This is a genomic window from Nocardia sp. NRRL WC-3656 (assembly GCF_000720265.1).
GTDB lineage: Bacteria > Actinomycetota > Actinomycetes > Mycobacteriales > Mycobacteriaceae > Nocardia > Nocardia nova.
Genome location: NZ_JOJF01000033.1, coordinates 36,569 through 59,059, shown reverse-complemented (window position 1 = coordinate 59,059; position 22,491 = coordinate 36,569). Strand labels below are relative to the sequence as shown.

General features: G+C 69.2%; 20 protein-coding genes. 9 read left to right on the top strand and 11 right to left on the bottom strand.

The window, feature by feature from the left end:
- Positions 1 to 454: 454 nt before the first annotated feature.
- Complete coding sequence (tyrS, locus tag IG65_RS0129755; RefSeq protein WP_030518270.1) at positions 455 to 1,738, bottom strand: tyrosine--tRNA ligase; 1,284 nt, start codon at positions 1,736 to 1,738, stop codon at positions 455 to 457.
- A 225-nt stretch (positions 1,739 to 1,963) separates the two neighbouring features.
- Here tyrS and IG65_RS0129750 point away from each other — a divergent pair, with 225 nt between their 5' ends.
- Entirely contained in the window at positions 1,964 to 2,929 is a 966-nt protein-coding gene (locus IG65_RS0129750; RefSeq protein ID WP_231509517.1) for an NAD(P)H-binding protein, read from the top strand.
- 102 nt (positions 2,930 to 3,031) lie between these two features.
- Positions 3,032 to 4,000: an AraC family transcriptional regulator gene (locus IG65_RS0129745; protein ID WP_030518268.1), complete on the top strand. Its 969-nt coding sequence runs from the start codon at positions 3,032 to 3,034 to the stop codon at positions 3,998 to 4,000.
- Positions 4,001 to 4,074: 74 nt separating this feature from the next.
- Here the strand turns inward: IG65_RS0129745 and IG65_RS0129740 are convergent, their stop codons facing one another.
- Together IG65_RS0129740 and IG65_RS0129735 are read right to left on the bottom strand one after the other, a co-directional pair.
- Entirely contained in the window at positions 4,075 to 4,473 is a 399-nt protein-coding gene (locus tag IG65_RS0129740) for a DoxX family protein (protein ID WP_030518267.1), read from the bottom strand.
- A gap of 82 nt (positions 4,474 to 4,555) precedes the next feature.
- Positions 4,556 to 5,224: a FadR/GntR family transcriptional regulator gene (locus tag IG65_RS0129735; RefSeq protein ID WP_030518266.1), complete on the bottom strand. Its 669-nt coding sequence runs from the start codon at positions 5,222 to 5,224 to the stop codon at positions 4,556 to 4,558.
- Positions 5,225 to 5,438: 214 nt separating this feature from the next.
- Between IG65_RS0129735 and IG65_RS0129730 the strand changes: the two genes are divergently transcribed.
- Complete coding sequence (locus IG65_RS0129730) at positions 5,439 to 7,133, top strand: 2-isopropylmalate synthase (protein WP_051757209.1); 1,695 nt, start codon at positions 5,439 to 5,441, stop codon at positions 7,131 to 7,133.
- Between the two features lie 4 nt (positions 7,134 to 7,137).
- On the opposite strand, the gene IG65_RS0129725 is transcribed toward IG65_RS0129730, so the two are convergent.
- The 4 genes from IG65_RS0129725 to IG65_RS0129710 form a co-directional block, all read right to left on the bottom strand.
- Positions 7,138 to 7,761 (bottom strand): DNA-3-methyladenine glycosylase, encoded by a 624-nt coding sequence (locus IG65_RS0129725; RefSeq protein ID WP_030518264.1) that lies wholly within the window; start codon positions 7,759 to 7,761, stop codon positions 7,138 to 7,140.
- 65 nt (positions 7,762 to 7,826) lie between these two features.
- Positions 7,827 to 8,114: a DUF3761 domain-containing protein gene (locus IG65_RS0129720; protein ID WP_231509515.1), complete on the bottom strand. Its 288-nt coding sequence runs from the start codon at positions 8,112 to 8,114 to the stop codon at positions 7,827 to 7,829.
- Between the two features lie 110 nt (positions 8,115 to 8,224).
- Positions 8,225 to 9,148: an RNA polymerase sigma-70 factor gene (locus tag IG65_RS0129715; protein ID WP_030518262.1), complete on the bottom strand. Its 924-nt coding sequence runs from the start codon at positions 9,146 to 9,148 to the stop codon at positions 8,225 to 8,227.
- Between the two features lie 52 nt (positions 9,149 to 9,200).
- The gene (locus tag IG65_RS0129710; protein ID WP_051757208.1) at positions 9,201 to 10,457 is read right to left on the bottom strand and encodes an NAD(P)/FAD-dependent oxidoreductase; all 1,257 of its coding nucleotides are present in this window, start codon (positions 10,455 to 10,457) and stop codon (positions 9,201 to 9,203) included.
- Between the two features lie 167 nt (positions 10,458 to 10,624).
- On the opposite strand from IG65_RS0129710, the gene IG65_RS0129705 reads away from it, so the two are divergent.
- The 4 genes from IG65_RS0129705 (at position 10,625) to IG65_RS0129690 (ending at position 13,648) form a co-directional block, all read left to right on the top strand.
- Positions 10,625 to 11,374, top strand: coding sequence for a DsbA family oxidoreductase (locus IG65_RS0129705; protein ID WP_030518260.1), 750 nt, complete (start codon positions 10,625 to 10,627; stop codon positions 11,372 to 11,374).
- Positions 11,375 to 11,475: 101 nt separating this feature from the next.
- Complete coding sequence (locus tag IG65_RS0129700; protein ID WP_030518259.1) at positions 11,476 to 12,207, top strand: ABC transporter ATP-binding protein; 732 nt, start codon at positions 11,476 to 11,478, stop codon at positions 12,205 to 12,207.
- Positions 12,204 to 12,989: an ABC transporter permease gene (locus IG65_RS0129695; protein ID WP_051757205.1), complete on the top strand. Its 786-nt coding sequence runs from the start codon at positions 12,204 to 12,206 to the stop codon at positions 12,987 to 12,989. Before IG65_RS0129700 ends, IG65_RS0129695 begins: the two co-directional genes overlap by 4 nt.
- Complete coding sequence (locus tag IG65_RS0129690) at positions 12,986 to 13,648, top strand: TetR/AcrR family transcriptional regulator (RefSeq protein ID WP_051757202.1); 663 nt, start codon at positions 12,986 to 12,988, stop codon at positions 13,646 to 13,648. The genes IG65_RS0129695 and IG65_RS0129690 overlap by 4 nt, the downstream gene beginning before the upstream one ends.
- Here the strand turns inward: IG65_RS0129690 and IG65_RS0129685 are convergent.
- Genes IG65_RS0129685 through IG65_RS0129675 form a run of 3 tightly spaced genes read right to left on the bottom strand, consistent with a single transcriptional unit; the run spans position 13,632 to position 16,574 of the window.
- On the bottom strand, positions 13,632 to 13,853 hold the full coding sequence (locus tag IG65_RS0129685; RefSeq protein ID WP_030518256.1) for a Trm112 family protein: 222 nt from the start codon (positions 13,851 to 13,853) through the stop codon (positions 13,632 to 13,634). The genes IG65_RS0129690 and IG65_RS0129685 overlap by 17 nt on opposite strands.
- A 10-nt stretch (positions 13,854 to 13,863) precedes the next feature.
- The gene (locus IG65_RS0129680) at positions 13,864 to 14,355 is read right to left on the bottom strand and encodes a GtrA family protein (RefSeq protein ID WP_369801612.1); all 492 of its coding nucleotides are present in this window, start codon (positions 14,353 to 14,355) and stop codon (positions 13,864 to 13,866) included.
- Positions 14,352 to 16,574, bottom strand: a complete 2,223-nt coding sequence (locus tag IG65_RS0129675; protein WP_030518254.1) for a membrane protein — start codon at positions 16,572 to 16,574, stop codon at positions 14,352 to 14,354. Before IG65_RS0129675 ends, IG65_RS0129680 begins: the two co-directional genes overlap by 4 nt.
- 397 nt (positions 16,575 to 16,971) lie before the next feature.
- Here IG65_RS0129675 and IG65_RS0129670 point away from each other — a divergent pair, with 397 nt between their 5' ends.
- Both IG65_RS0129670 and rffA read left to right on the top strand, forming a co-directional pair.
- Positions 16,972 to 17,994, top strand: a complete 1,023-nt coding sequence (locus IG65_RS0129670; RefSeq protein WP_081879864.1) for a glycosyltransferase — start codon at positions 16,972 to 16,974, stop codon at positions 17,992 to 17,994.
- Positions 17,984 to 19,120, top strand: a complete 1,137-nt coding sequence (rffA, locus tag IG65_RS0129665; protein ID WP_030518252.1) for a dTDP-4-amino-4,6-dideoxygalactose transaminase — start codon at positions 17,984 to 17,986, stop codon at positions 19,118 to 19,120. Before IG65_RS0129670 ends, rffA begins: the two co-directional genes overlap by 11 nt.
- A gap of 21 nt (positions 19,121 to 19,141) precedes the next feature.
- Here rffA and IG65_RS0129660 read toward each other — a convergent pair whose 3' ends face one another.
- The gene (locus IG65_RS0129660; protein WP_030518251.1) at positions 19,142 to 22,093 is read right to left on the bottom strand and encodes an AMP-binding protein; all 2,952 of its coding nucleotides are present in this window, start codon (positions 22,091 to 22,093) and stop codon (positions 19,142 to 19,144) included.
- Positions 22,094 to 22,491: the final 398 nt, after the last annotated feature.

Here is a 22,491-nt window from a genome sequence, read left to right as displayed (position 1 = left end):
AGGATCAAACTCTCCGTTGAAGACTCTAGATTTGCCACCGAAGCAAAAATGTCCGTCACCCTCACGGGGGGAGGATGAACGGAACCAAAATAAATATTTGGCACTGACATTCATCGACACACTATTGAGTTCTCAAAGAACAGGCGCACAAACAGTCCGGCCGGTTAACCGACCTTCTTGAGAGGCAACTTTTCCAGCCTAACCACTGAAGCTCGCGAAGTCAACTCACGATCTCTGGGTCCTACTGGCCGTCAGGCGCTCCTCGTCCGACCTCGTTGTCCCGGGCCTCTCGGCTCCGGGTCGGTGTCCGTGTCGCTCTGACTTGGAATAAGTTACGTGGCGGAGAACAGAACGTCAAATCGCCACGTCGGCTCGCATTTTCGCAGGTCACCGGCCCCGCTCCGGGCCGGTGACCGACCCGAATCACACGGATGTGACTCAGGTCATGGCCAGATCAGCTCCCGGCCCGGCGCGCGCCTGCGAAGTTCTTCTTGCCGCGCCGCAAAACCAACCAGCGTCCGTGCAGGTAGTCGGTGTCGGCGGGCATCCACTCCGGATCGGAGATGCGGACGTTGTTCACCGAGGCGCCGCCGTCGGCGACCGCCCGGCGAGCTGCGCCACGACTGTCCGACAGTCCCGAGGCGACCAGCAGATCGACGATCGTCGATTCGGGGCCGGCCTCCGCCACAGTGCCCTCACCCGCGGCTTCGGCCAGCGCGGAGCCGAGTGTCGCTTCGTCCAGGTCGTGCAGATCGCCGCGGCCGAACAGCGCCTGGCTGGCCAGCTGCACCGCGCGGGTGTGCGTCTCGCCGTGCACGAGCGTGGTCATCTCGGCGGCCAGGCGACGCTGCGCTTCCCTGGCATGCGGACGTTCGGCGGTCGCGGTCTCGAGTTCGGCCAGTTCCTCCCGGTCGAGGAAGGTGAACCAGCGCAGGTAGCGGATCACGTCGGCGTCGCCGGTGTTCACGAAGTACTGGTACCAGGCGTACGGGCTGGTCATCTCGGGATCGAGCCACAGACTGCCGCCGCCGGTCGACTTGCCGAATTTCTTACCGTCGGCGGAGGTGACCAGCGGGGTGGTCAGGGCGTGGACCTGTTCGCTGTCGAGGCGGCGGTTGAGTTCGACGCCGGCGATGATGTTGCCCCACTGATCGGAGCCGCCGACCTGCAGGCGGCAGCCGTGGGCGCGGCGCAGCTGTACGAAGTCGTTGGCCTGCAACAGCATGTAGCTGAATTCGGTGTAGGAGATGCCGTCGCCGTCGAGGCGGCGCTTGACGGTATCCCGCGCCAGCATCACGTTCACCGAGAAGTGCTTGCCGATATCGCGGAGGAAGTCGACGGCGCTGAGGTTGCCCGTCCAGTCCATATTGTTGGCGATGATCGCGCCGGTCGGCGAATCGTCGAAGTCGACGAAACGTTGCAGCTGGCCGCGGATCCGGTCGGCCCACTCGGCGACGGTATCGGTCGAGTTCATCACCCGCTCCCCCACGTCGCGGGGGTCACCGATCAGACCGGTGGCGCCGCCGGCCAGGACGATCGGGCGGTGTCCGGCCTGCTGGAAGCGTTTGAGCGTGAGCAGCGGAACGAGATGGCCCGCGTGCAGACTCGCCGCGGTGGGGTCGAAACCCGCATACAGGGTGATGGGGCCCTTCGCCGTTTCGGCCCGCAGGGCGTCCAGATCCGTGGACTGTGCGATCAGCCCACGCCAGGTCAGTTCGTCGATGATGTCGGCGCTCACGCCCTCCCATCTTTCCGCACCGAGCCCGCTCGCCTGCGCTGGGTCGGCGATGTCCGGGCCGGGCGGGCCGTTCGGCCAGGAATGAACCGCGCCGATGCGTCGGGGGCCCGGCCGATGCTCGACGATCGTCGGCTGGGCAGTCCGCGAGCGGAGCGTGGACGCGTGCGTATGTGTGCGAGCGTCCGGGCCATGGCCGATCGCCTCGGATCCGGATGTACTCGATACATGACAGAGAACACCATGATCGACAACGAAACCCTCGGCACCACAACGGTTTCCGCCGACGCCGGCACCGACCGCACGTCCACCCCGAAGACCGGCCCCGACCACACGGCCGTGGGCCCCGTCGTCGTCTTGGGCGGCGTAGGGAAGACCGGTCGGCGGGTCGTGGCGCGTCTGGCCGAGCGCGGCATCGAGGCGCGCCCGGCCTCCCGTTCGACGGCGATCCCGTTCGACTGGGAGGACCGGACGACCTGGTCGGCCGCCCTGGACGGCGCTCGATCCATCTACCTGGCCTACCAGCCGGATCTTGCCGCCCCGGGCGCCGACGAGGCGGTGAGCGAACTGACCGCGGTGGCACGGCGGGCCGGGGTGCGGCGACTGGTTCTGCTGTCCGGCCGGGGCGAGCCGGAAGCGCAGCGTTGTGAGGAGATCGCCCTGCGCAGCGGCCTGGCCACGACCGTCGTGCGGTGCAGCTGGTTCGCACAGAACTTCAGCGAGGATTTTCTCGCCGAGGAGATCGCGACGGGACAAGTGACACTGCCCGCCGATACGGTCGCCGAGCCGTTCGTCGACGCAGAGGACATCGCCGATGTCGCTGTCGCCGCACTCACCGAGGACGGGCATACCGGTGAGATCTACGAACTGACCGGGCCGCAGGCACTGACCTTCGCCGAGGCGGTGGCCACGATCGCCGCCGCTACCGGTCGCGCGATCGGGTATCGGCCGGCGAGCCTGGACGAATACGCCGCCGCGATGTCGGAGATGGGACTGCCTCGGGAAGTGGTCGACTCGCTGACCTATCTGTTCGGGACGGTTCTCGACGGCCGCAACACCGCCGTCACCGACGGTATCGAGCGGGCATTGGGGCGGGCGCCGCGATCGTTCGCCGACTATGCCCGCCGGACCGCGGCCGAGGGCGGGTGGCCGGTGACCGACGGTGGCGAGCCGGCCGGTGTGCCGCGCGGGTGATCGGCGATGCCGGTGATCGTGCGTGATTTCCCGGGGTTCCGTCGTCCCGCCGGTGCTGGGAAGCCGGTTGCCGCACCGGCCGCCATGGGCGATCGTCGTGGCATGGATGCCCTCGCCGACCTGCTCGACGGCCCGCGCGCTCGCGGTGCGTTCGTGATGCGCTCGCTGCTGGACCCGCCGTGGTCGCTGCGGATCCAGGACCGGGCGCCGCTCACGGTGGTGGTGGTGACCCGTGGATACGCCTATCTCGTACCGGACGGCGACGATCCGATCCGGCTCGAGGAAGGTGCGGTCGCGATTCTGCGCGGTCCGGATCCGTACACGGTGGCCGACGAACCGTCGACCCCGCCGCAGGCGATCGTTCACCCCGGGCAGACCACGACCACTCCGGACGGTGAACTGCTCTGTGAGACATGGGATCTCGGGGTTCGCAGCTGGGGGACGAATGCGGCCGGAACCACCGCGCTGCTGACCGGAACCTACGAGGTCGCCGGAACGGTCAGCGACCGTCTGCTGCGCGCACTGCCGCCGCGGGCCGTCCTCGACGGTCACGAGGTCGACGAACGTCTGCTCGGCCTGCTGGTCGACGAAGCCGGCCGCGACATCCCCGGGCAGGCATCCGTGCTCGACCGGCTGCTGGATCTGCTGACCATCGCCGCACTGCGCACCTGGTTCGCGCGGGCGGAGGCGCCGCAGTGGTACAGCGCCTACGCCGATCCCGTTGTGGGCCAGGCGTTGCGGCTGCTCGAGCACAATCCCGCCCACGATTGGACGGTCGCCGAGCTGGCGGCGACCGTCGGCGCGTCCCGGGCGGCGCTCGCGCGCCGGTTCACCGAACTCGTCGGGGATCCGCCGATCGCCTACCTGACCGAATGGCGGCTGGCGCGAGCCGCGGACCTGCTGCGCGGGACCGACGCCACCATCGAGTCGATCGCGCGGCAGGTCGGTTACGGGACGGCGTTCAGTCTGAGTGCCGCGTTCAAACGGCGTTACGGGGTCAGCCCCGGTATGCATCGGCGCACCGAAACCCTTGCGGCGGAACCGGAACGGGACGCTGGAGCAGGCGGCTGACGAGCCTTCAGCCGGCATGTCGATGGGCCCGCGCCGGGTGTTTTCCGGAGCGGGCCCATCGGGCGGGTGCGAGTTCAGTGTGCGGGGCGGCGTTCGTAGGCGATCCAGGCGAAGACCGCCATCAGGATCAGCGGGAAGATCGCGCCCGCCGGTGCGTCCATGACGAAGGCCTGGGTAGCAGCCGCGCAGACCATGGTGATCGACAGCCCGGCGGCGGCGAGCCAGGACAGGCGCGGCACCAGCAGGCCGATACCGCCCGAAATCTCCACCAGGCCGGTGAAATAGCGGAACCAGTCGCCCCAGCCGATGTCGTGGAAGATGCGGACGGCGTCGGACTGGCCGACCACCTTCGGCAGTCCCGAGGCGACGACGAAGAACAGGCCCAGCACGATCTGCAGGGTCCACAGCACGCGCGTGCGGATCTTGCCGGGACGAGTGGCGACGGACGGGGCGGAGGCGGTGATGGCGGTCATGATTCGGTGTCCTTCCGGATGCTCGGTGTCGGTTCGAGCGCGCTCACCACAGAAGACGGGCCACCCCGGAAGAATTCATCGGTCAGGAGAAAGCGGATCTCAGGGCGCTCAGGTGCACCCGGCTGGCTGTGGCCGCCGTCTCGGCCGACCGATCGCGAATCGCCTCGAACAGCATCTCGTGGGCGTGATGGTCCGCGGCGGGATCGGCCATCGGCCGCATGCGCAGCATCTGCGTCATCGCGCGGTGCACGCGCGGGACGAATGCGTCGAACAACTGCAACAGCACCTCGTTGTGCGCCGCCGCGATCACCGTGCGGTGAAAGGCGGTATCGGCGTCGACGAGATGGTCGACCGAATCGTCGGATCCGGCACGCACCGCCAGCGCCTTCCGCATGATCCGCAGGTCGGCGGGGGTGCGCCGCTGCGCCGCCAGAGCCGCGGCTTCGGCCTCGATGGCGATGCGGGCCTCGATGACGGCGGCGATGTCGGCACGGCGCAGCACCTCGTCCCAGTCTTCGGCCACCTCCAGCGCGGTGACGAAAACGCCTGCCCCCTGGCGGCTTTCGAGCACGCCCTGACCGGACAGTTCCCGGATCGCCTCGCGCAGCGTGGAGCGTCCCACGCCCAGCTGGGCCGCGAGGGTCGTCTCGCCCGGCAGTTTGTGTCCTAGCGGCCATTCACCCGAGCGGATCCGGTCGAGCAGGAGCTGAGCGGCCTGGGCCGCCAGCGGTTGCCTCTGCACGGTCGCCATCGGCCCTCACCTCTCTACTTGTCTGAGGAGTTGTTACTCGCTATGGTAGCCGACATGGGACAGGGACTGCTTCTGCTCGGCCGCCGCGGCGGGGTCTGAACGACCGGCACCCTGCCCGCGGGTTGCTGGGCTGCGCCGGTCGACACCTCCGACGCAGAAAGCCGATCCCGTGCCCGACCACACTCCCCGCTGGAATCGCCAGCGCCACTCTGCCATGCCCTCGCATCGCTATCACGATGTGTATCACCGAGTTTCGGTGCCGCTGACCGAGCGCAACTGGCCCTCGAAACGCCTCGAATCCGCCCCGCTGTGGGTGCCGGTCGACCTGCGCGACGGCAATCAGGCCCTCGCCGAACCGATGGATCCGGTGCGGAAGCGCCGATTCTTCGAGATGCTGGTCGCGATCGGCTACAAGGAGATCGAGGTCGGCTACCCGAGTGCCTCGCAGACCGATTTCGACTTCGTCCGCCTGATCCGCGACGCCGAGCTCGCGCCCGCCGACGTCACCTTGGTCGTCTTCACCCCGGCCCGTGCCGATCTGATCGCGCGGACCTTGGAGTCGGTGGAAGGGATCCCCAACGACGTGGTGATCCACATGTACACCGCGACCGCGCCGCTGTGGCGCGATGTCGTGCTCGGACGGTCCCGGGCCGAGGTGGCGGAGATGATCCTCGCGGGCGGCCGCGAGATCGCGCGGCTGGCCGGCGACCGGCCGAATCTGCGATTCCAGTTCTCCCCCGAGGTTTTCATGCTCACCGAACCGGATTTCGTGCTGGAGGTGTGCGATGCGATGACGCAGCTGTGGGACGCGGGCCCGCAGCGCCCGGTGGTGCTGAATCTGCCGGCGACGGTCGAGGTGGCCACGCCCAATGTCTACGCCGACCAGATCGAATACATGGATCGCAATCTGAGCCGCCGCGACGGTGTGATCCTGTCGGTGCATCCGCACAACGACCGCGGCACCGGCATCGCCTGCGCGGAATTGGCGATGCTGGCCGGAGCCCAGCGCGTGGAGGGCTGCGTCTTCGGCAACGGTGAGCGCACCGGAAACGTCGACATCGCGACGCTGGCCTTGAATCTGCACGCCCAGGGTGTGGACCCGATGATCGATTTCTCCGATATCGACGGCATTCGCCGCACCGTCGAGTACTGCACGCGGATGCCGATCCCGGAGCGACACCCCTACGTCGGCGATCTGGTCTATACCGCGTTCTCCGGGACGCACCAGGATGCGATCAAGAAGGGTTTCGCCGACCATCGCCGGCGGGCCGAGCTGGCCGGGGTGCCGGAATCCGAGATCGAGTGGCAGGTGCCGTATCTGCCCATCGACCCGGCGGATGTCGGACGCAGCTACGAGGCGGTGATCCGGGTGAATTCACAGTCCGGCAAGGGCGGTATCGCGTATCTGCTGCAGACCGGATACGGACTGGAGCTGCCGCGACGGTTGCAGATCGACTTCGCCCGGCACGTGCAACGCCATACCGACGATACCGGCGCCGAGGTGAGTGCGCGGTGGTTGTGGGAGCTGCTGCAGCAGGTGTACGGCCCGACCGGCGACGGTATCGACTGCGCCGGAGGCCGGATCCACTGGCGATTCGGCGAGTCCGGCGACGTGGTGATCACCGCGCCGAATGCCCGGGCCGAAATCGAGACGACCTGCACGGCCGCCGATGCCAATCAGCTCACGGAAATAGTTGCCGCACACGGCATCTCGATCGAGCCTTTGCAGTCTACCCACCATCGGCTGCCCGCCGGCGCGGGTGCGGAATACGTGGTCTACGGCGAGTTCCGGGTCGGCGGTGACACTCGATGGACACTCGCCGTCGCCGATACGGTCGCGGCGGCCGAATCGGCGGCGACGATCGCGGCCGCGCAGCGCGGGCGGATCCGCGCCGAGATGACGAGCTGACAGCTCAGGCCGACCGCCCGACCTCCGGGGCGCGCGGACTGCGGCGGTAGGCCGAGACCGCCGGGGAGTCGCGCAACCACAGCCGCCACGGGCGGTCGGCGGCCAGGCTCACGCCGACGCGGGGGCCCACCCCGATCGCGGCGGAGTCGGTGATCTCGGGGCCCAGTTCCAATCTGATCGGCGCCGCGGGGTCGAACAGGGCGGTGCCGTAGTCGGAGAGCGAAATTCCCAGGGCACTGCCGAAGTTGCCGGGCCCGCGCGCCAGATCGGTATCGGCACGGGCCGCGGGGCGCCGGGAGCGCGCGGCCTCGTGGCCCTCGATCACCTCGCCGGCCCGCAGCAGCACGGCACTGGCGACGCCGTCGGGGCCGCTGGTGACGTTCACGCAGGTGTGCATGCCGTAACTGAAGTAGACGTAGAGCACGCCGGGCGGACCGAACATCACGGCGTTGCGGGGGGTGCGCCCGCGGCCGGAGTGGGCCGCCGGGTCGTGCCACGGTCCGGCCGGGTCACCGCCGTACGCCTCGACCTCGACGATGCGCACGGCGACCGGGCCGGACCGCATCGTCGCGCCCAGTACGCGGCGAGCGGCGGCCAGCGGTTCCACGGCGAGTTCCTCGGCAGACACGGGTTCTCATTCTTACTCGAGCACCCGTGGTGACCGACGCCACGCCCGCCGTGGACGGGGTTCGGTCAGAGCCAGCGCTCGACACCGCCGTGATGGGAGCAGGTTCCGCTGCGGTGGCGGCTGTAGCTGTAGGTGCCGTCGCCGCACTGCGCGGTCGCGCCGTCGGGATCCGAGCCGGGACGCGGGACGCAGGCGTGGTCGACGTTCTCGTAATCGCCTGCGGGGCAGGAGATGAAGGCCGGGGCGGCCGTCGCGGTCGCCGTGGGGGCGAAGACGGCGGCAAAGCCGACACCGGTGGCGAGCAGCCAGCCGGTCAGGGTGGTTCGGCGGGTGCGGCTCGCTACGCTGTGCACTTGTGAAACTCCTACCATTCTAATTTCGGCCGGAACTGTCCCGGCGGATGACAAAAATAGCGCATCCCGTAGCCGCACAGGACATTTCGGGCGAATCGGTGGTACCGGCTCTACTGCGGTGGGCGCAGCCCGGCGAGTTTGTCGGGGTTCACCTGAAAGCGCAGGTTCTGCACCCGACCGTCGAGGATGTCGAAGGTGAGCGCGCCGACCGGGAATCCGCCGATCTCGCCGACCACGCTCAGTTCGCCGTTCAGCACCGCGGCCCGCATTCGGATCCCGGTCAGGATGGGTTTGGCCAGCACACCGAGCAGCCAGCGGGCGACGTGGTCGGGGCCGTGCAACGGGCGGCGGGCCGCGGTGACCTTGCCGCCGCCGTCGCTCCAGAGGGTGACGTCGGGGGCCAGCAGCTGCATCAGCGCGTTGACGTCGCCGCCGTTGGCGGCCGCCAGGAACCGCTCGGTGATCTCCTGCCGCGCAACGGGATCGGTGTCGTAGCGGGGCCGGCGCGCCTGCACATGATTGCGGGCGCGATGCGAGATCTGCCGGACGGTCGGCTCGGGGCGATCGAGAAAGCCGGCGATCTCGGCGGGTGAGAATCCGAAGACGTCGCGCAGCACGAACACCGCCCGTTCGACCGGGCCCAGTGTCTCCAGCACGACCAGCATGGCCGTGGACACCGTGTCGACGATTTCGACGCGCTCGGTGGCGTCGGGTTCGCTGAGCAGCGGTTCGGGCAGCCACGGGCCGACATAGGTTTCGCGTACCGCGCGGGCGCTGGTGAGCCGGTTCAACGACAGGTTGGTCACCGTCCGCACCAGGTAGGCCTTGGGGTGGCGGACCCGCTCCCGGTCGACCTCGTGCCATTTCAGCCAGGCGTCCTGCAGCACGTCCTCGGCGTCGGCCACACTGCCGAGCAGTTGATACGCGGTGGCGAACAGCAGCGGGCGATGCGTGTCGAACGCATCGCCGGGGTCCGCCGGTGGGTCCGCGGGCCGCGCGGTCACCGCACCGGCGTCCTCGGCGTCACCGTCCATGCGCTCATCCTCTCCCGATCGATCGAGGGCCCGCAATATCGGTGCAGGTCCCTCACGCCGCGATCCGGCCGGCCGCGCGCGTCGCGCGTCCCCCTCGCGACAGCGTGACCGACACATTGGCGCGGCGGCTCAGCCGGAATGTGGGGACCGGGCTGCTGCTCACGAACTCCTTGTAGCGCACCGCGGCGCGGCCCTTCAGGTAGGCGCGGCGGGGGCTGTCATCGGCGTGCGTGAATCCGATGACCGCATCGCGGCGGCCGAGGCTGACCGGCTGATGGAAGTATCCGAACCGGAACGGCCGCACCGACTTTCCGCGCAGCCGCCGCGCGATGGCGTCCGCGGCGTAGGCGGCCGTCGGCATACCGCTCTGGCAGGTGCCGTGCATACGCCCCCACGGCTGGGTGATGGCGGCGGCATCGCCGATGGCGTAGATGTCCGGATGCGAGACCGACCGCAATGTCGCGTCGGTGACGACGGCCCCCGCCGCATCCGTGGTGATGCCGGCCGCGGCGGCCAGGGCTGCTACGCGCACTCCCGCGGTCCACAGCGTCAGCCCGGCGGGCACCATCACGCCGCTGTCCAGGCGCACCGCGTCGGGTAGCACCTTCGTGACGCGAGTTCCGCTGCGGCGCACGATGTTCAGGCGGTCCAGGGCACGCTCGACGTAGGCGCGCGGGCGCTCGCCCAGCATGGCGGCGGGTTCACCGGTGCTGATCAGGGTGACGGTGAGGGCGGGGTGGGATTCGGCGATCTCGGTGGCGGCTTCGACGCCGGTGAGACCACCGCCGCAGACCGCGACCGCTCCCCCGCCGGCCTCGAGTTCGGCGAGACGCTGCGACATCCGATGCGCCGTGCGCGGATCGTCGAGGGTCCACGCGTGCTCGGCCACACCCGGCACGGTGGTGGTGTCGGCGCGGCTGCCGAGGGCGTAGACCAAGGTGTCGTAGCCGAGTTCGACGCCGTCGTCGCAGATCACGCGATGGGCGACCGGGTCGATCGCGGTGGCGGCGGCGCGGCGGAAGGCCACACCGGTTCCGGCCAGCAGGTCCGGGATCCGGTGATCGGCGAGTTCGGCGCCGGCCGCGACCTGATGCATACGCAGCCGTTCGGTGAACCGGTCCGACGGGTTGACCAGCGTGATGTGCACCGCCTGCTTGCGGGTGCGGCGCGCGAGCCGGATCGCCGCCAGCATTCCGGTGTAACCGGCGCCGAGGACGACGATCTCGTGCGGACGCCCGGCGTCCGGCTCGAACCGAGTCTCGTGGTTGCTGCGCTGGGTCTTCCGATCACTGCGCTGGGTGTCGCTCATGGTCCTGTCCTTTCGCGGCGGGTCGACTGTGCGATTCGGTGATGGGACAAGTCGGCCGCGGCTTTCGTGACACGTCCCGATGTGATGCCGATCACACTCTCGGGAACAGGCCGGATACCCGCCCGGTTGACATGTCGGGACTTCCGGAAGACGCGAATGAGGTGACCATGGCCGTACAGGTCGAGATCTGGACCGATATCAACTGCCCGTTCTGCTACCTGGGCAAGCGGCGCTTCGAGCAGGCGCTGGCCGGCTTCGAGCACCGCGACCAGGTGCGGGTCGTGCATCGATCCTTCGAGCTGGATCCGACACTGCCGGCCGGGCACAGCGGCCCCGTGGTCGCCCATATCGCCGAGAAGTACGGCATCAGCGAGGCTCAGGCAGCTGCCAACGAACGCGGCATCGCGGCCCAGGCGCAGGCCGTCGGCCTGCCCTATCGCACCGAGGGACGCGACTTCGGCAACAGCTTCGACACGCATCGGCTGCTGCACTTCGCACTGGAGCGCGAGCGGCAGGAGGAACTGCTCGACGCGCTGTACGAGGGCAATTTCGCCGACGAGCGGCCGGTGTTCGGGGACCGGGAACGGTTGATCGAACTGGCCACGCGAGCCGGACTGGACGCGGCCGAGGTGCGCGCGACCCTCGACGACCCGCGGGCCTACGCCGAGGCGGTGCGCGCCGATGAACAGACCGCCGCCGAACTCGGTGCGACCGGCGTGCCGTTCTTCGTCTTCGACCGCACCTACGGCGTATCGGGGGCTCAGCCGCCGGAGGTGTTCACGCAGGCACTGGAGCGGGCGTGGGCAGATCAGGCCCCCGCGCTGCAGGTGCTCAGCGACGGCGAGACCTGCGGTCCGGACGGCTGCGTGGTCGAGCCGGGCGGGACCGCCGCGGCGCCGCCGCGCGATCACCACTGATCCCTCTTGCGTCGCGACCGGACCCCAGGCAGAATTCACCACACAATGAATTCAACGCTCGGTGAATAATCTCGCCGGTCGTGTGACGTGAGAGGTGGACCGTGGCGAACCCCGATTCGTCCCCGGCGATCACCGTCGAGCACCTGCGGGTGCGTCGCGGGGGACATGAAGTGCTGCACGATATTTCGCTGACCGTTCCGGCGGGCAGCATCACCGGCCTGCTCGGGCCCTCCGGCTGCGGTAAGACCACCTTGATGCGCAGCATCGTCGGCACCCAGCTGATCGAGGCCGGCAGTGTGCGGGTGCTCGGCGAGGAAGCCGGCACCCGCGGACTGCGTGCGCGCGTCGGCTACGTCACCCAGGCGCCGAGTATCTACGACGATCTCAGCGTGCTGGACAACGTCTCCTACTTCGCCGCGCTGTACGGCCGCGACTCCGAAGCGGTGCACGCGGCGATCGAACAGGTCGGCCTGAGCCCGCATATCCGGCATCGCGGCAATCAACTCTCCGGCGGGCAGCGCACCCGGGCATCGCTGGCGTGTGCGCTGGTCGCCGATCCGGAACTGCTGGTCCTCGACGAGCCGACGGTCGGACTGGATCCGGTGCTGCGGGTCGAGTTGTGGAAGCAGTTCCACGAACTCGCCGCTCAGGGCCGCACACTCGTGGTGTCGAGTCATGTCATGGACGAGGCCGAGCATTGCGACCAGCTAATGCTCATGCGCGACGGCCATCTCCTGGCCCAGCTCACTCCCGACCAACTGCGCGCCGACACCGGCGAAACCAGTTTGGAGAACGCATTTCTCGCCCTGATCACGATGGGACAGCCGCGATGACAACGACATTCGCCCCGCCGTCACGCCCGCCGCTGCGCTGCTACACCGCGACCTCGGCGCGCATCCTGCGTCAGTTGCGCGCGGACCGGCGCACCGTCGCCATGCTGCTGCTGGTGCCGACTCTGCTCATGGCACTGCTGTATTTCGTCTATCACGAGACGCCGACGATGCCGGGAGCGCCGTCGCTGTTCGACCGCGTCGGCATCAGCATGCTGGGCATCCTGCCTTTCATCGTGATGTTCCTGATCACCGCGATCGCGATGCAGCGCGAGCGGACCTCGGGCACGCTGGAGCGGCTGATGACCACACCGCTGTCGAAGCTGGATCTGCTGGGCGGATACGGCACGGCGTTCTCCATCGCCGCGGCGGCGCAGGCGGGTCTGGCGTGTCTGGTCTCCTTCTGGTTGCTCGGATTGCATGCCGCGGGCAGCGCATGGCTCGTGCTGCTGATCGCCGTGGTGGACGCGGTGCTGGGCGTGGCGCTGGGACTGCTGGCGAGCGCCTTCGCGCGCACCGAATTTCAGGCCGTGCAGTTCATGCCGCTGGTGGTGGGCCCGCAGTTCTTCCTCTGCGGGCTGCTGGTGCCGCGCGATCAGCTGCCGCGCTGGCTGGAGATCATCAGCGATGTGCTGCCGCTGAGCTATGCGGTCGACGCGCTGCAGGAGGTCTCCCGGCATCCGGGCGCGACCGCCGCGATGTGGCGCGATCTCGGCATCGTCGCCGCATTCGCCGCTGTCGCGCTGGCTTTGGGCGCCGCCACCCTACGCAGGCGAACAGCATGAGCGATGTGACCGAGGGTGTGAGCGCCCGCAGTGGGCGGCGGGCCGGTGAATCGGGTACCCGGGAGGCGATTCTGAATGCGGCACGCACCCGTTTCGCCGAGGTCGGATTCGACAAGGCGTCGATCCGCTCGATCGCGGGCGCGGCGGGGGTCGATCCCGCACTGGTGCATCACTACTTCGGCACCAAACAGCAATTGTTCTCCGCCGCACTGAATCTGCCGATCGATCCGGAGCTGATCCGCGCGCCGATCCGGGCCGCCGAACCCGACCGGCTCGGCGAGACCGTGGTCCGGACCGTGGTCGGCGCGTGGGATTCCTCGGTCGGCGTGCACGCGGTCGCGGCCTTCCGCGGCATCCTTGCCGGCGGCGATGCCGCGCTCGCCCGCAGCTTCCTGCTGGAGGTCGCGCTGAAAGATGTTCGGGAGAAGGTGGATTCGCCACCGGGCAGCGGGACCACGCGAGTGGTGCTGGCCGTGTCGCAGATGATCGGCCTGCTGGTTGCGCGCAAGATTCTGCAGGTCGAACCCGTGGCGTCGATGCCGCTGGACGAGCTGGCCGCGGCGGTCGGGCCGACCATCCAGCGCTATCTGACGGGCGATCTGCCCGTCGCCGGCGGCTGGGCGGACTTACCGCCGTCCGGAATCAGCCCTGGGCGGTGAAGGCCTCGTGCTCGGCGTCGCCGACCGCACGGGCCTCGTCCACGAGCAGCACCGGGATGCCGTTGTCGACCGGGTAGGCGCGACGCAGGCGCGGGTTGTAGAGCACGCTGTTGCCCTCCGCGTCGCGCACCAGCGACAACGGCCCCTTGTCCTCCGGACAGGCCAGCAGGCTCAACAACGTCGGGTCCAGGGTTTGCTCCGCCATATCCGACAACCTACCCGCCCGTCGAATCCGCGGGCCGGGCTGCCCGCCGGAACGAGATGTGCCGATGCCCGAAGAAGCTGAGCACCGCCACCGCGCCCATCACGACCACCGTGGCGGGGGTCTCCGGCAGGTCGAACACCCCGACCGCGACCTGCACGCCCGCCATGTTCAAGATCAGCCCGCCCGAGTTGACCGCGACGAATCGCAGGAAGTCGGCGATCAGGTGACCGCGCACTCGAAAGACCAGGGTGCGATGGGCGAAGAAGGCGAACACGATGCTGATCGCGTAGGCCAGTGCCACCGCCACCGCGGGCGGCCAGCCGCCGGGCAGCACCTTCAGCCACATCACCGTCAGCACCATGCCCAGCAGCGTGTTGGCCGCCCCGACCGCGGCGAACGCGATCTCCTGGCGGCGAATCAGTCGCAGCAGCAGACCCGGTGGCGGGGTGTCCGGCTCCCCCGCCACCCGCGCCGCGGCCGTTCCGTCCGCGCCGACGCTCACGAAACCACTTCCGCTGCTTCCTGTTTCACCGGATCGGCGGGTCCGCTCGCGCGCCGGCGGGAACGCAGGTACAGCCACTGCATCACCGCCAGCAGCGCCAGGCCGCCGACCGCGCCGGCGACACCGATACGCCAGCCCGGCGGCTCCCAGGAGACCTCCAGCGTGGCGTCCCGGGTGCCGGCCGGGATATCCACGGCGATGATCGATTTCGCGATCTCGCGGATCGGGAGTTCATGGCCGTCGAGGGTGGCGCGATAGCCGGGCCAGTTCAGCCGCGCGAGTACCACGCGACCGCCGTCGGCCGAGCTCACGCGCACCCGGCTGGTGCGGTCCGATTCCGACAGTGAAGTCGCCTGTACGTCGTGCGCGTCGGAGATGCGGCCGTTCGTCGTCGAGACCGGACCCTGCTCCCGCTCGAGCACCCAGATGTAGCGTTCGTGGCCCGGATAGCCGACCCACTTCCAGCCGGGCGGCGCGGGCTGGTTCCCGAGGTCGGGGAACATCGCCCGCTGCAGCACGACCCGGTCGAGTTTCATCAGGTCCACCGGGGCACGGCCGGTGATCGGCTCGGGGGTGAACAGCCGCCGGAACGAGTCCGGACAGACGCTGGAATCCCAGCGCATGCACAGCATTTCGCCGAACCAGTAGTGCCCGTTGGGTGTGTAGCCGTTGACGTAGTTGCGATGCACGTCCTTGGCGAAGTTGCCGAACACCAGCGATCCGTAGGCGCCCTGCAGACTCTTGTCCGCCGGCTGCAGCAGGCCGCGGTCGCCGAGCTGAATGGTGACACCGTCGAATGCCGGGAACGCCGCCTCCGCCTCGGAGCGGTGCACGGGCAGATTCCAGCCCATCGGCGTCGGCTGGACCAGACTCACCTGCAGATAGGCGATCGGGAGCATGGCGACGACGGTCGCCAGCGCGGCCGCCCCACTTCCGCGCCGCGCCCACAGCCACACCACGCCGGCGCCCAGTGCCGCGACCGCGAGCGCGGAGAGCACATGCCACCAGATGTGGTGCGGGTCGGCGGAAAACGTTCGCACCCAGAGCAATCCGATCAGCACCGCCGCCGCCACCGCGCGCGGGCGCCAATCCCGCACCGTGCCGAATCGGCCCAGCAGCACGCAGACCAGGATCAGCAGGCCGACCGCCACCATCGGCAGCACCCGCGCCGGCCAGCGCAGCGGGCCGACCGTGCCCGGTCCGGCCGTCCACATCAGGAACATGATCGCGAACAGCGCCACCGAGATCAGTTCCCGCCACACCCGGCGCGCGCGATTCCAGTCGACGAATGCCAGCGCCGGAATCAGGAACCACGCGATATAGGTGACCGGCAGCGGCTGCACATACCCCCACCAGGAGGTGAACGCAGGCATCGCCGAGGGCAGGCTGGCATTCAGCGATTCCGACCACGGCACCGTGAGGAAACGGTCGTTGTTGATCTGCGAGTTGCCCCGCCAGCTCACCGCCGCGGACAACATGCTCGGCAGATACGTCATCAAACCGGCCATACCGGCCGCGCCCGCGACCACCGCCACCCGCAGCACCGGGCGCCAGGCGCGTTGGACGACGAGCTCTCCCACCGCCACGGCGACCAGCATCAGCGCCGCCTCGACGGCCGGAAAGACGTATTCGACCGAAATCGCCAGATACAGATAGACGAACAACGGAATCGGCCCGTACCCGCGGGTGCCGCCGTAGCGCGACCGATCGCCGGCCGGGCCGCGGGCGTAGCGGACGGCACTGGCCCAGGCGTGCAGCATCCAGGCGGTGCCGGTCAGCGAGGTGACCCAGCTGGCCTCGTCGAAGAACAGGAACCAGCCCGAGAGCGGAAAGGCGATGCCCGCCACGGCGGCCCAGGACGCGCGACTGCCGTAGACCAGGCAGACCCGGTACACGCCGAGTGCGGCGATGATCGAGAAGATCAGTTTGACGACCGTCGCCAGCAGCGCGAGGTTGTCCACCGACGGTGCGATCAGATCGATCAGCAGTTGCGGCGGGTTGAACAGGCCCGCCTCTTCCATGGTGTAGTTCCCGGTCATCCACTGTTCGGGCACCATCAGCGGCAGATGGCCCTCGCGTAGGTGCCGGCCGAGCATCACCCACAGCGGGGTGTATTGGGATTCGGTGTCGTCGGTGTAGAAGTGCCGCGCGTTGGCGAGCAGCACCGCGACATATCCGGCAATGACCCCGATCGCGGTGACCGCTCCCCATCGGAACACGGTCCGCCGCGGATGCCCCACGACGCTCGACTCGGGCCGGGGAGCGGCGGGCCGCCCATTCTCGACGGCGACATCGCGCCGATCCTTCCCGGGCTCCGCGAGCGCCGTCGTCGACACTGCACTTTCCACCACGATTGACAGACCCTACCCGCCCGCGCGCTCGCGGGCATCGCCCCCGGAACCGCCGCCCCTCTCGCGGAGCCGAAGCCGGTGACCAGCGGCGTGTTAGAGTTCACCCCGATTCGGGCTCTGGATACAGGCGAGGAGTTCCGGTGCGCACCGTCATCGAAAGTCGAACCAGCTGATGCCGATTCCGTCCGCAACCGCATATCCCCCTGCCGCCGGGCAGGCTTCGACACCGAATGTTCACCCGCCGGTCACCGGCGGCGGCGAGCGAGTGCATGCGGTCTCGGTGGTGATCCCGGTGTATCGCGGCGAGCAGACCATCGCCGGACTGGTCGCCGAACTGCACGGATTGGCGGAGTCCTCGCGCACGCCGGACGGCAACAGCTTCGCGGTCGAGGAGATCGTGCTGGTCCACGATCACGGCCCCGACCGCTCCGACGTCGTGCTGCAGCGGCTCGCCGCCGAATACCCGCAGGTGCGCGTGATCTGGCTGAGCCGCAACTTCGGCCAGGACGCGGCCACTATCGCCGGTATGGCCGCCGCGCGCGGCGAATGGATCGTCACGATGGACGAAGACGGCCAACACGATCCTGGATTCATCGGCGCCTTCCTCGACACCGCGCTCGCGCAGCGCGCGGATCTGGTCTATTCGAAGCCGACCAACACCCGCCCGCACGGCGTGCTGCGCAACCTCACCTCACGCGGCGCCAAGGTGGTGCTGGCGACGGTCTTCGCCTTCCCCGATTCCACCCGTTTCGAAAGCTACCGGCTGATCCGCGGCGATATCGGCCGTCAGCTCGCCGAGGTCGCCTCCAACGGGGTGTATCTGGATGTGGCGCTGACCTGGGTGGTGGACAACACCGCGCAGGCGCCGGTGGTCCTGCGCGCGGAGGGCCGCGAAGAGTCCGGTTACAACTACCGCCGGCTGTTCTCGCTGTTCTGGAAGATGGTGCTGTGCAGCGGAACCCGCGGCCTGCGCCTGGTGAGCCTGCTGGGCGTGACCCTGGCCGCCGGTGGTGCGGTGATGGCCGCCGTGGTGATCTGGAATGCCCTGTTCGGCAACGGTCACGACCCCGAGGGCTGGGCCTCGATCATCGTGGTGCTGCTGCTGGTCTCGGGCGCGATCCTGTTCTCGCTCGGCCTGATCGCGGAGTATCTGGGTGTGGCGTTGCACGTGCTGGTGGGCAAACCGCTGTATCTGACGGTAGATTCCCCGACACCGCGTCCGCATGCCGAGGCGCGGGTTCCGACCACGGCCGCAGCAATCGGGGGACACAATCCGGGTGAGCACTGACCGCATCCTCTTCAGCCGTCCCTACCGCGCCCAGGCCGAGCTGACAAATCTGGCCGCCGTCCTGGCCTCCGACCACAGTCACGGCGACGGGCCGTTCACCGCGGCGGCGACGGCGAAATTGCGCGCCATCACCGGCGCCCCGCACACCCTGCTGACCACCTCGTGCACCCATGCGCTGGAGATGGCCGGGCTGCTGCTCGAACTGGGGCCCGACGACGAGGTGATCGTGCCCAGTTTCGCCTTCACCTCCACCGCCACGGCGGTCGCGATGCGCGGGGCCACCTGCGTCTTCGCCGATATCGACGAGCGCGGCAACCTCGATCCGGAGTCGGTGGCCGCGGCGGTCACCGAACGCACCAAGGCGATCGTGGTCATCCACTACGGCGGAGTGGGCGCCGATATGGACCGGCTGCTCGAGATTTCCGAGGTGCACGGCCTGGCCATCGTCGAGGACACCGCGCACGGCCTCGGCGGGCGGTGGCGCGGACGGCCGCTGGGCACGATCGGCACGGTGGGCGCGCTCAGCTTCCACGACACCAAGAACGTGCACTGCGGTGAGGGCGGGGCCCTCCTGCTCACCGACGAGATCCTGATGGGGCGCGCCGAGATCATCCGCGAGAAGGGCACCGACCGGGCCCGGTTCCTGCGTGGGGCGGTCGACAAGTACTCCTGGCAGGACATCGGATCGAGTTATCTTCCCAGTGAGTTGAATGCCGCGGTGCTCGATGCGCAGCTGGCCGAATTCGACCGGATCCAGGCCGGGCGCATGCGGGTGTGGAACGCCTACGCCGCCGCACTGCCGCAGTGGGCAGCACGCAACGACGTGCGGCTGATGCGGGTACCGGACGATCGCGAGCACACCGCGCATCTGTACTACCTGCGCACCCCCACCGAGGACACCCGCGACGCGTTGATCGGATACCTTCGCGAACAAGGCATTTCGGCCCCGTTCCACTACGTGCCGCTGCATTCGAGCCCGGCCGGGCAGAAACTCGGCCGCACCACCGTTCCCTGTCCGCGCACCGACGAATTCTCGGCGACTCTGCTGCGCCTGCCGCTGTGGCCGGATCTGAGCGATCAGCAGGTCGCGCGCGTCATCGAGACGGTCACCGCGTTCACGGTGTGAGCGTGGGAGACCTCGTGGCACCTATCCCAGCAGTGCGGCCGCGACCTCCGGGGTGAGCACTTCGTAGCTCTCCGATTCCCGGTTGTAGTACCAGGTGTTCTCGTTCGGTTCCAGGCGAAGGGCCGATCGCACCGCGTGGGTGGCGGGACGGAAGCTCGAGCTGCGCGGGATTTCGTCGACCACCTGCACGATGTCGGGACGCTGGGCGGGGTCGAGGGGGCGCAGGCCCTCGGTGACGTCGGCGGGTTCGAGGCGGTGGCCCGCGCGCACGCTCACCACGGCGACCGCGAGCGTGGTGCTCGGGGTGCGGCGGCCGAAGGCGACCTCCATATCGACGGCCGTGATGTCGTTGAGCGCGTCCACGATCGGCTGGGAGTAGACCGGCCCACGGGCGGTCGCGATGACGGTGTCGCGGCGGTCCATCAGCCAGTAGTCGCCGTCGCTGTCGCGGCGGAACAGATTTTCCGTCGGCATCCAGGCATCACCGGCGGTGAAGACCCCACGCAGGCCGCCGCGGGAGATGTCGACGGTGTCGGCGGCCCGCCCGATCAGCAGGCCCACCTCGTTGTCGGCGGCACGGCGCGCGAAGCCCCGGGTGTCGGTGACGATCTGTTCGGCGATCGGATCGTAGGAGATCAGTTCCACCTTCGCCGTGCCCGGCACCGGCCGGCCCTTGCAGCCGATCTTCACGCCCGCCACATTGGCGAGCACGACGTCACCCTCGATGGAGGCGTAGAACTCCAGCACCCGCGCGGGCGCGAACCGCTCCGTGGTGCGCCGCCACAGACCGGCCGGCATGCCGGAGCCGATGAACAGCCGGATCGGATGCGAATGGCCGGCGGGGAAGGTCTCCACATCGAGGATGTCGCGCAGCATGGTCCAGGTGTAGGTGACCACGGTGACCCCGTAGCGGTGCACCTCCGCGGCGAAGCTGGGCGGATCCAGCGAGCGGGCCAGCGCGATCCGGCTGCCACCGGCCACCGCACCGCCCAGACTCACCAGCAGGCCCGACGAATGATGCAGCGGCGCAAGGCAATACACCGTATCGCGACGGTCCAGGTCGGCCGCCGTCGCGGTGCCGAAGGCCGACAGCGCCCACCGGTGGTTGGTGATGTACTTCAGGTCGAGTTTGTCGCCGGTACCGGTGACCAGGATGAACGCCAGCTCGCGCGCCAATCCGGGATCGGGCCGGAACCACCCCGGCAGGTCCACCGCCGCCGGGTCGACCTGCTCCAGGTCGACGACATCCGCGCCGTCCGGGATGTCGAGCGTGCGGGCATTGCCGCCGCCGAGAACCAGGACCCGGGTTCCGGCGGCGGCCGCGGCCGACAGGTTCTCCGGATCGGCCACGATCACCGTGGTCCCGGTCGATTCGACCGCCCGCGCGGTCTCGCCGCCGGGCGCCAGTAGCACCGCCACCGCCCCGATCCGCGAGAGTGCCGCGACCGAGGCCAGCGCGCTCGGGCGGGTTTCCATCAGCACTCCGACGCGGGTGCCGGGGCGCACGCCCGCCGAGATCAGCCCGCGCACCACGTTGTCGATGCGGGCGCCGACCGCGGCGTGGGTGTGCACCCGGTCGTCGAAGAGAAACAGCTCGCGCATCGGCGCGCTGCGCTGTTGTTCGGCGAGCAGGCGGCCCAGCGAGATCCGGGTGTGCGGCTGGATCATGCCGAGCCGGGTCAGCCGGGGCAGCGCACGGGCGGCCTCCCCCGTCAGCTCCTTGGAGCCGCGCAGCGCGTTTCCGGCCAGGCTGCCGAACGCCGCGCCGATTCCGGCGCCGGCCTCGGCCAGCGTGGCCGCGGTGTGCACGACCCGGGTGGCCGCGGTGGTCTGGCGGTCGGCGGCGACGTGCTCGTGCATGGGCGCGATCTGTTCGGGCAGGTCGGCGTTCCCGCCCAGCCAGTTCACCCAGTCGCGCACCAGCGGCCAGGTCTGGTTGGTGGCGGTACTGCCCGCCACCAGGCCGAAATGCCCGGCCACCAGCGTGGCCTCGTAGACCTCGGCATTGGGCGCCGCGCGCACGATGCCGCGCACCGCGGCCGGCTGGCCGATATCGTCGACCTCGCCGACGAAGGCGAGGATGGGGCATTTGACTTCGGCCAGCGAGATCGGCTGATCGCGAATGACGAAGCCACCGGACATCATTCGGTTGTGCGCGACGAACTGCTTGAGCAGATCGGCCGCCGCCGGTCCGGAATAGCCCACCCAGCCGTCGTGTTCGAGGAAGCGGCGCTGACGTTCCTTGGGCAGCAACGCTTCTCGGTCGTGCAGCTGGCGCAGGAAGTCGATGCGGGCCTTCGCCGTCTTCACCGGGTCGAGCAACTGGAAACCGACGCGCACCATCGCATCGGTGATCGGCAACCGGGTGAGGACGTGGTCGGCGACGAAATCGGCCACCTCCGACACCAGCCCGTAGGGCAGTCCGAACGGCAGTCCCGCGACGATGTCGACCGGGCTGCCGAAGGTGACGATGCTCTGCACGCCCTTGCCGTAGCGGAAGGCGGTGGCCTGGTAGGCGAACATGCCGCCCTGCGAGTACCCCATCAGATGCACGCCGTGGCCGGTCAGTTCGTTGACCGTGTCGATCGCGCTCGACAGGGCGAGGACGTGGTCGGCCAGATCGCGCTGCCAGCCACCTTCCTCCGTGGCGGGCGAGCCGAAATCCAGTACCCAGCAATCGATTCCGGCGCGATGCAGGATACCGACAGCGCCGCCCTCGGCGTTGACGTCGTAGATGTCGGCATTGACCATCAGCGGCGGCACCAGCAGCGCGACGGGCCGGTCGGCGGACGGGTCGTCCGGGAAGTAGTGGCGCAGCCGGTACATCCGCTTGCGCTCGGTGACCTCGAAGGGCGAGGACTCCACATCGTGGGCGAGGCCGCCGAAACGGATGACCTCGAGACCGTTCTGCGCGGTCGCCATCAACCGTCGCGCCGGTCCCGTCAGGGTTCTCGTATCGAATTTCACAACCACTCCCAGCCCTTGCGCCCTGCGCTCACACCTTCACGCCCCCTGCGTGCGGGTCGAGCCTGCCACATCGACAGCCTACTGCGGGCCTGGTGTGATCGGTCCCATCCGCGATCACAGGTTGCGCACGGACGGGGTGCGGATGCGGCAGGCGGCGCCACGTTTTCGCGAATTCGGTCCCGCATCGCCGACCGTGCCCCGGCCGGTAGGCGACCTGGCCGCGATGGCGCCCGAAGGCCTCTCCCGCGGAGAGGAATTCACCGCGCCGGCGATTTCGGCCATCGCCCGGGCCGATCGCCGCGCGGGCTTCCCCAGCGATATCGGCCCCGGCGAGCGGCCGGCGGAGGCCCGGGCCGGCTGCGGTGGCACCGGCGTGGCCGATCGCATATCGCGAGGGCAGGTTC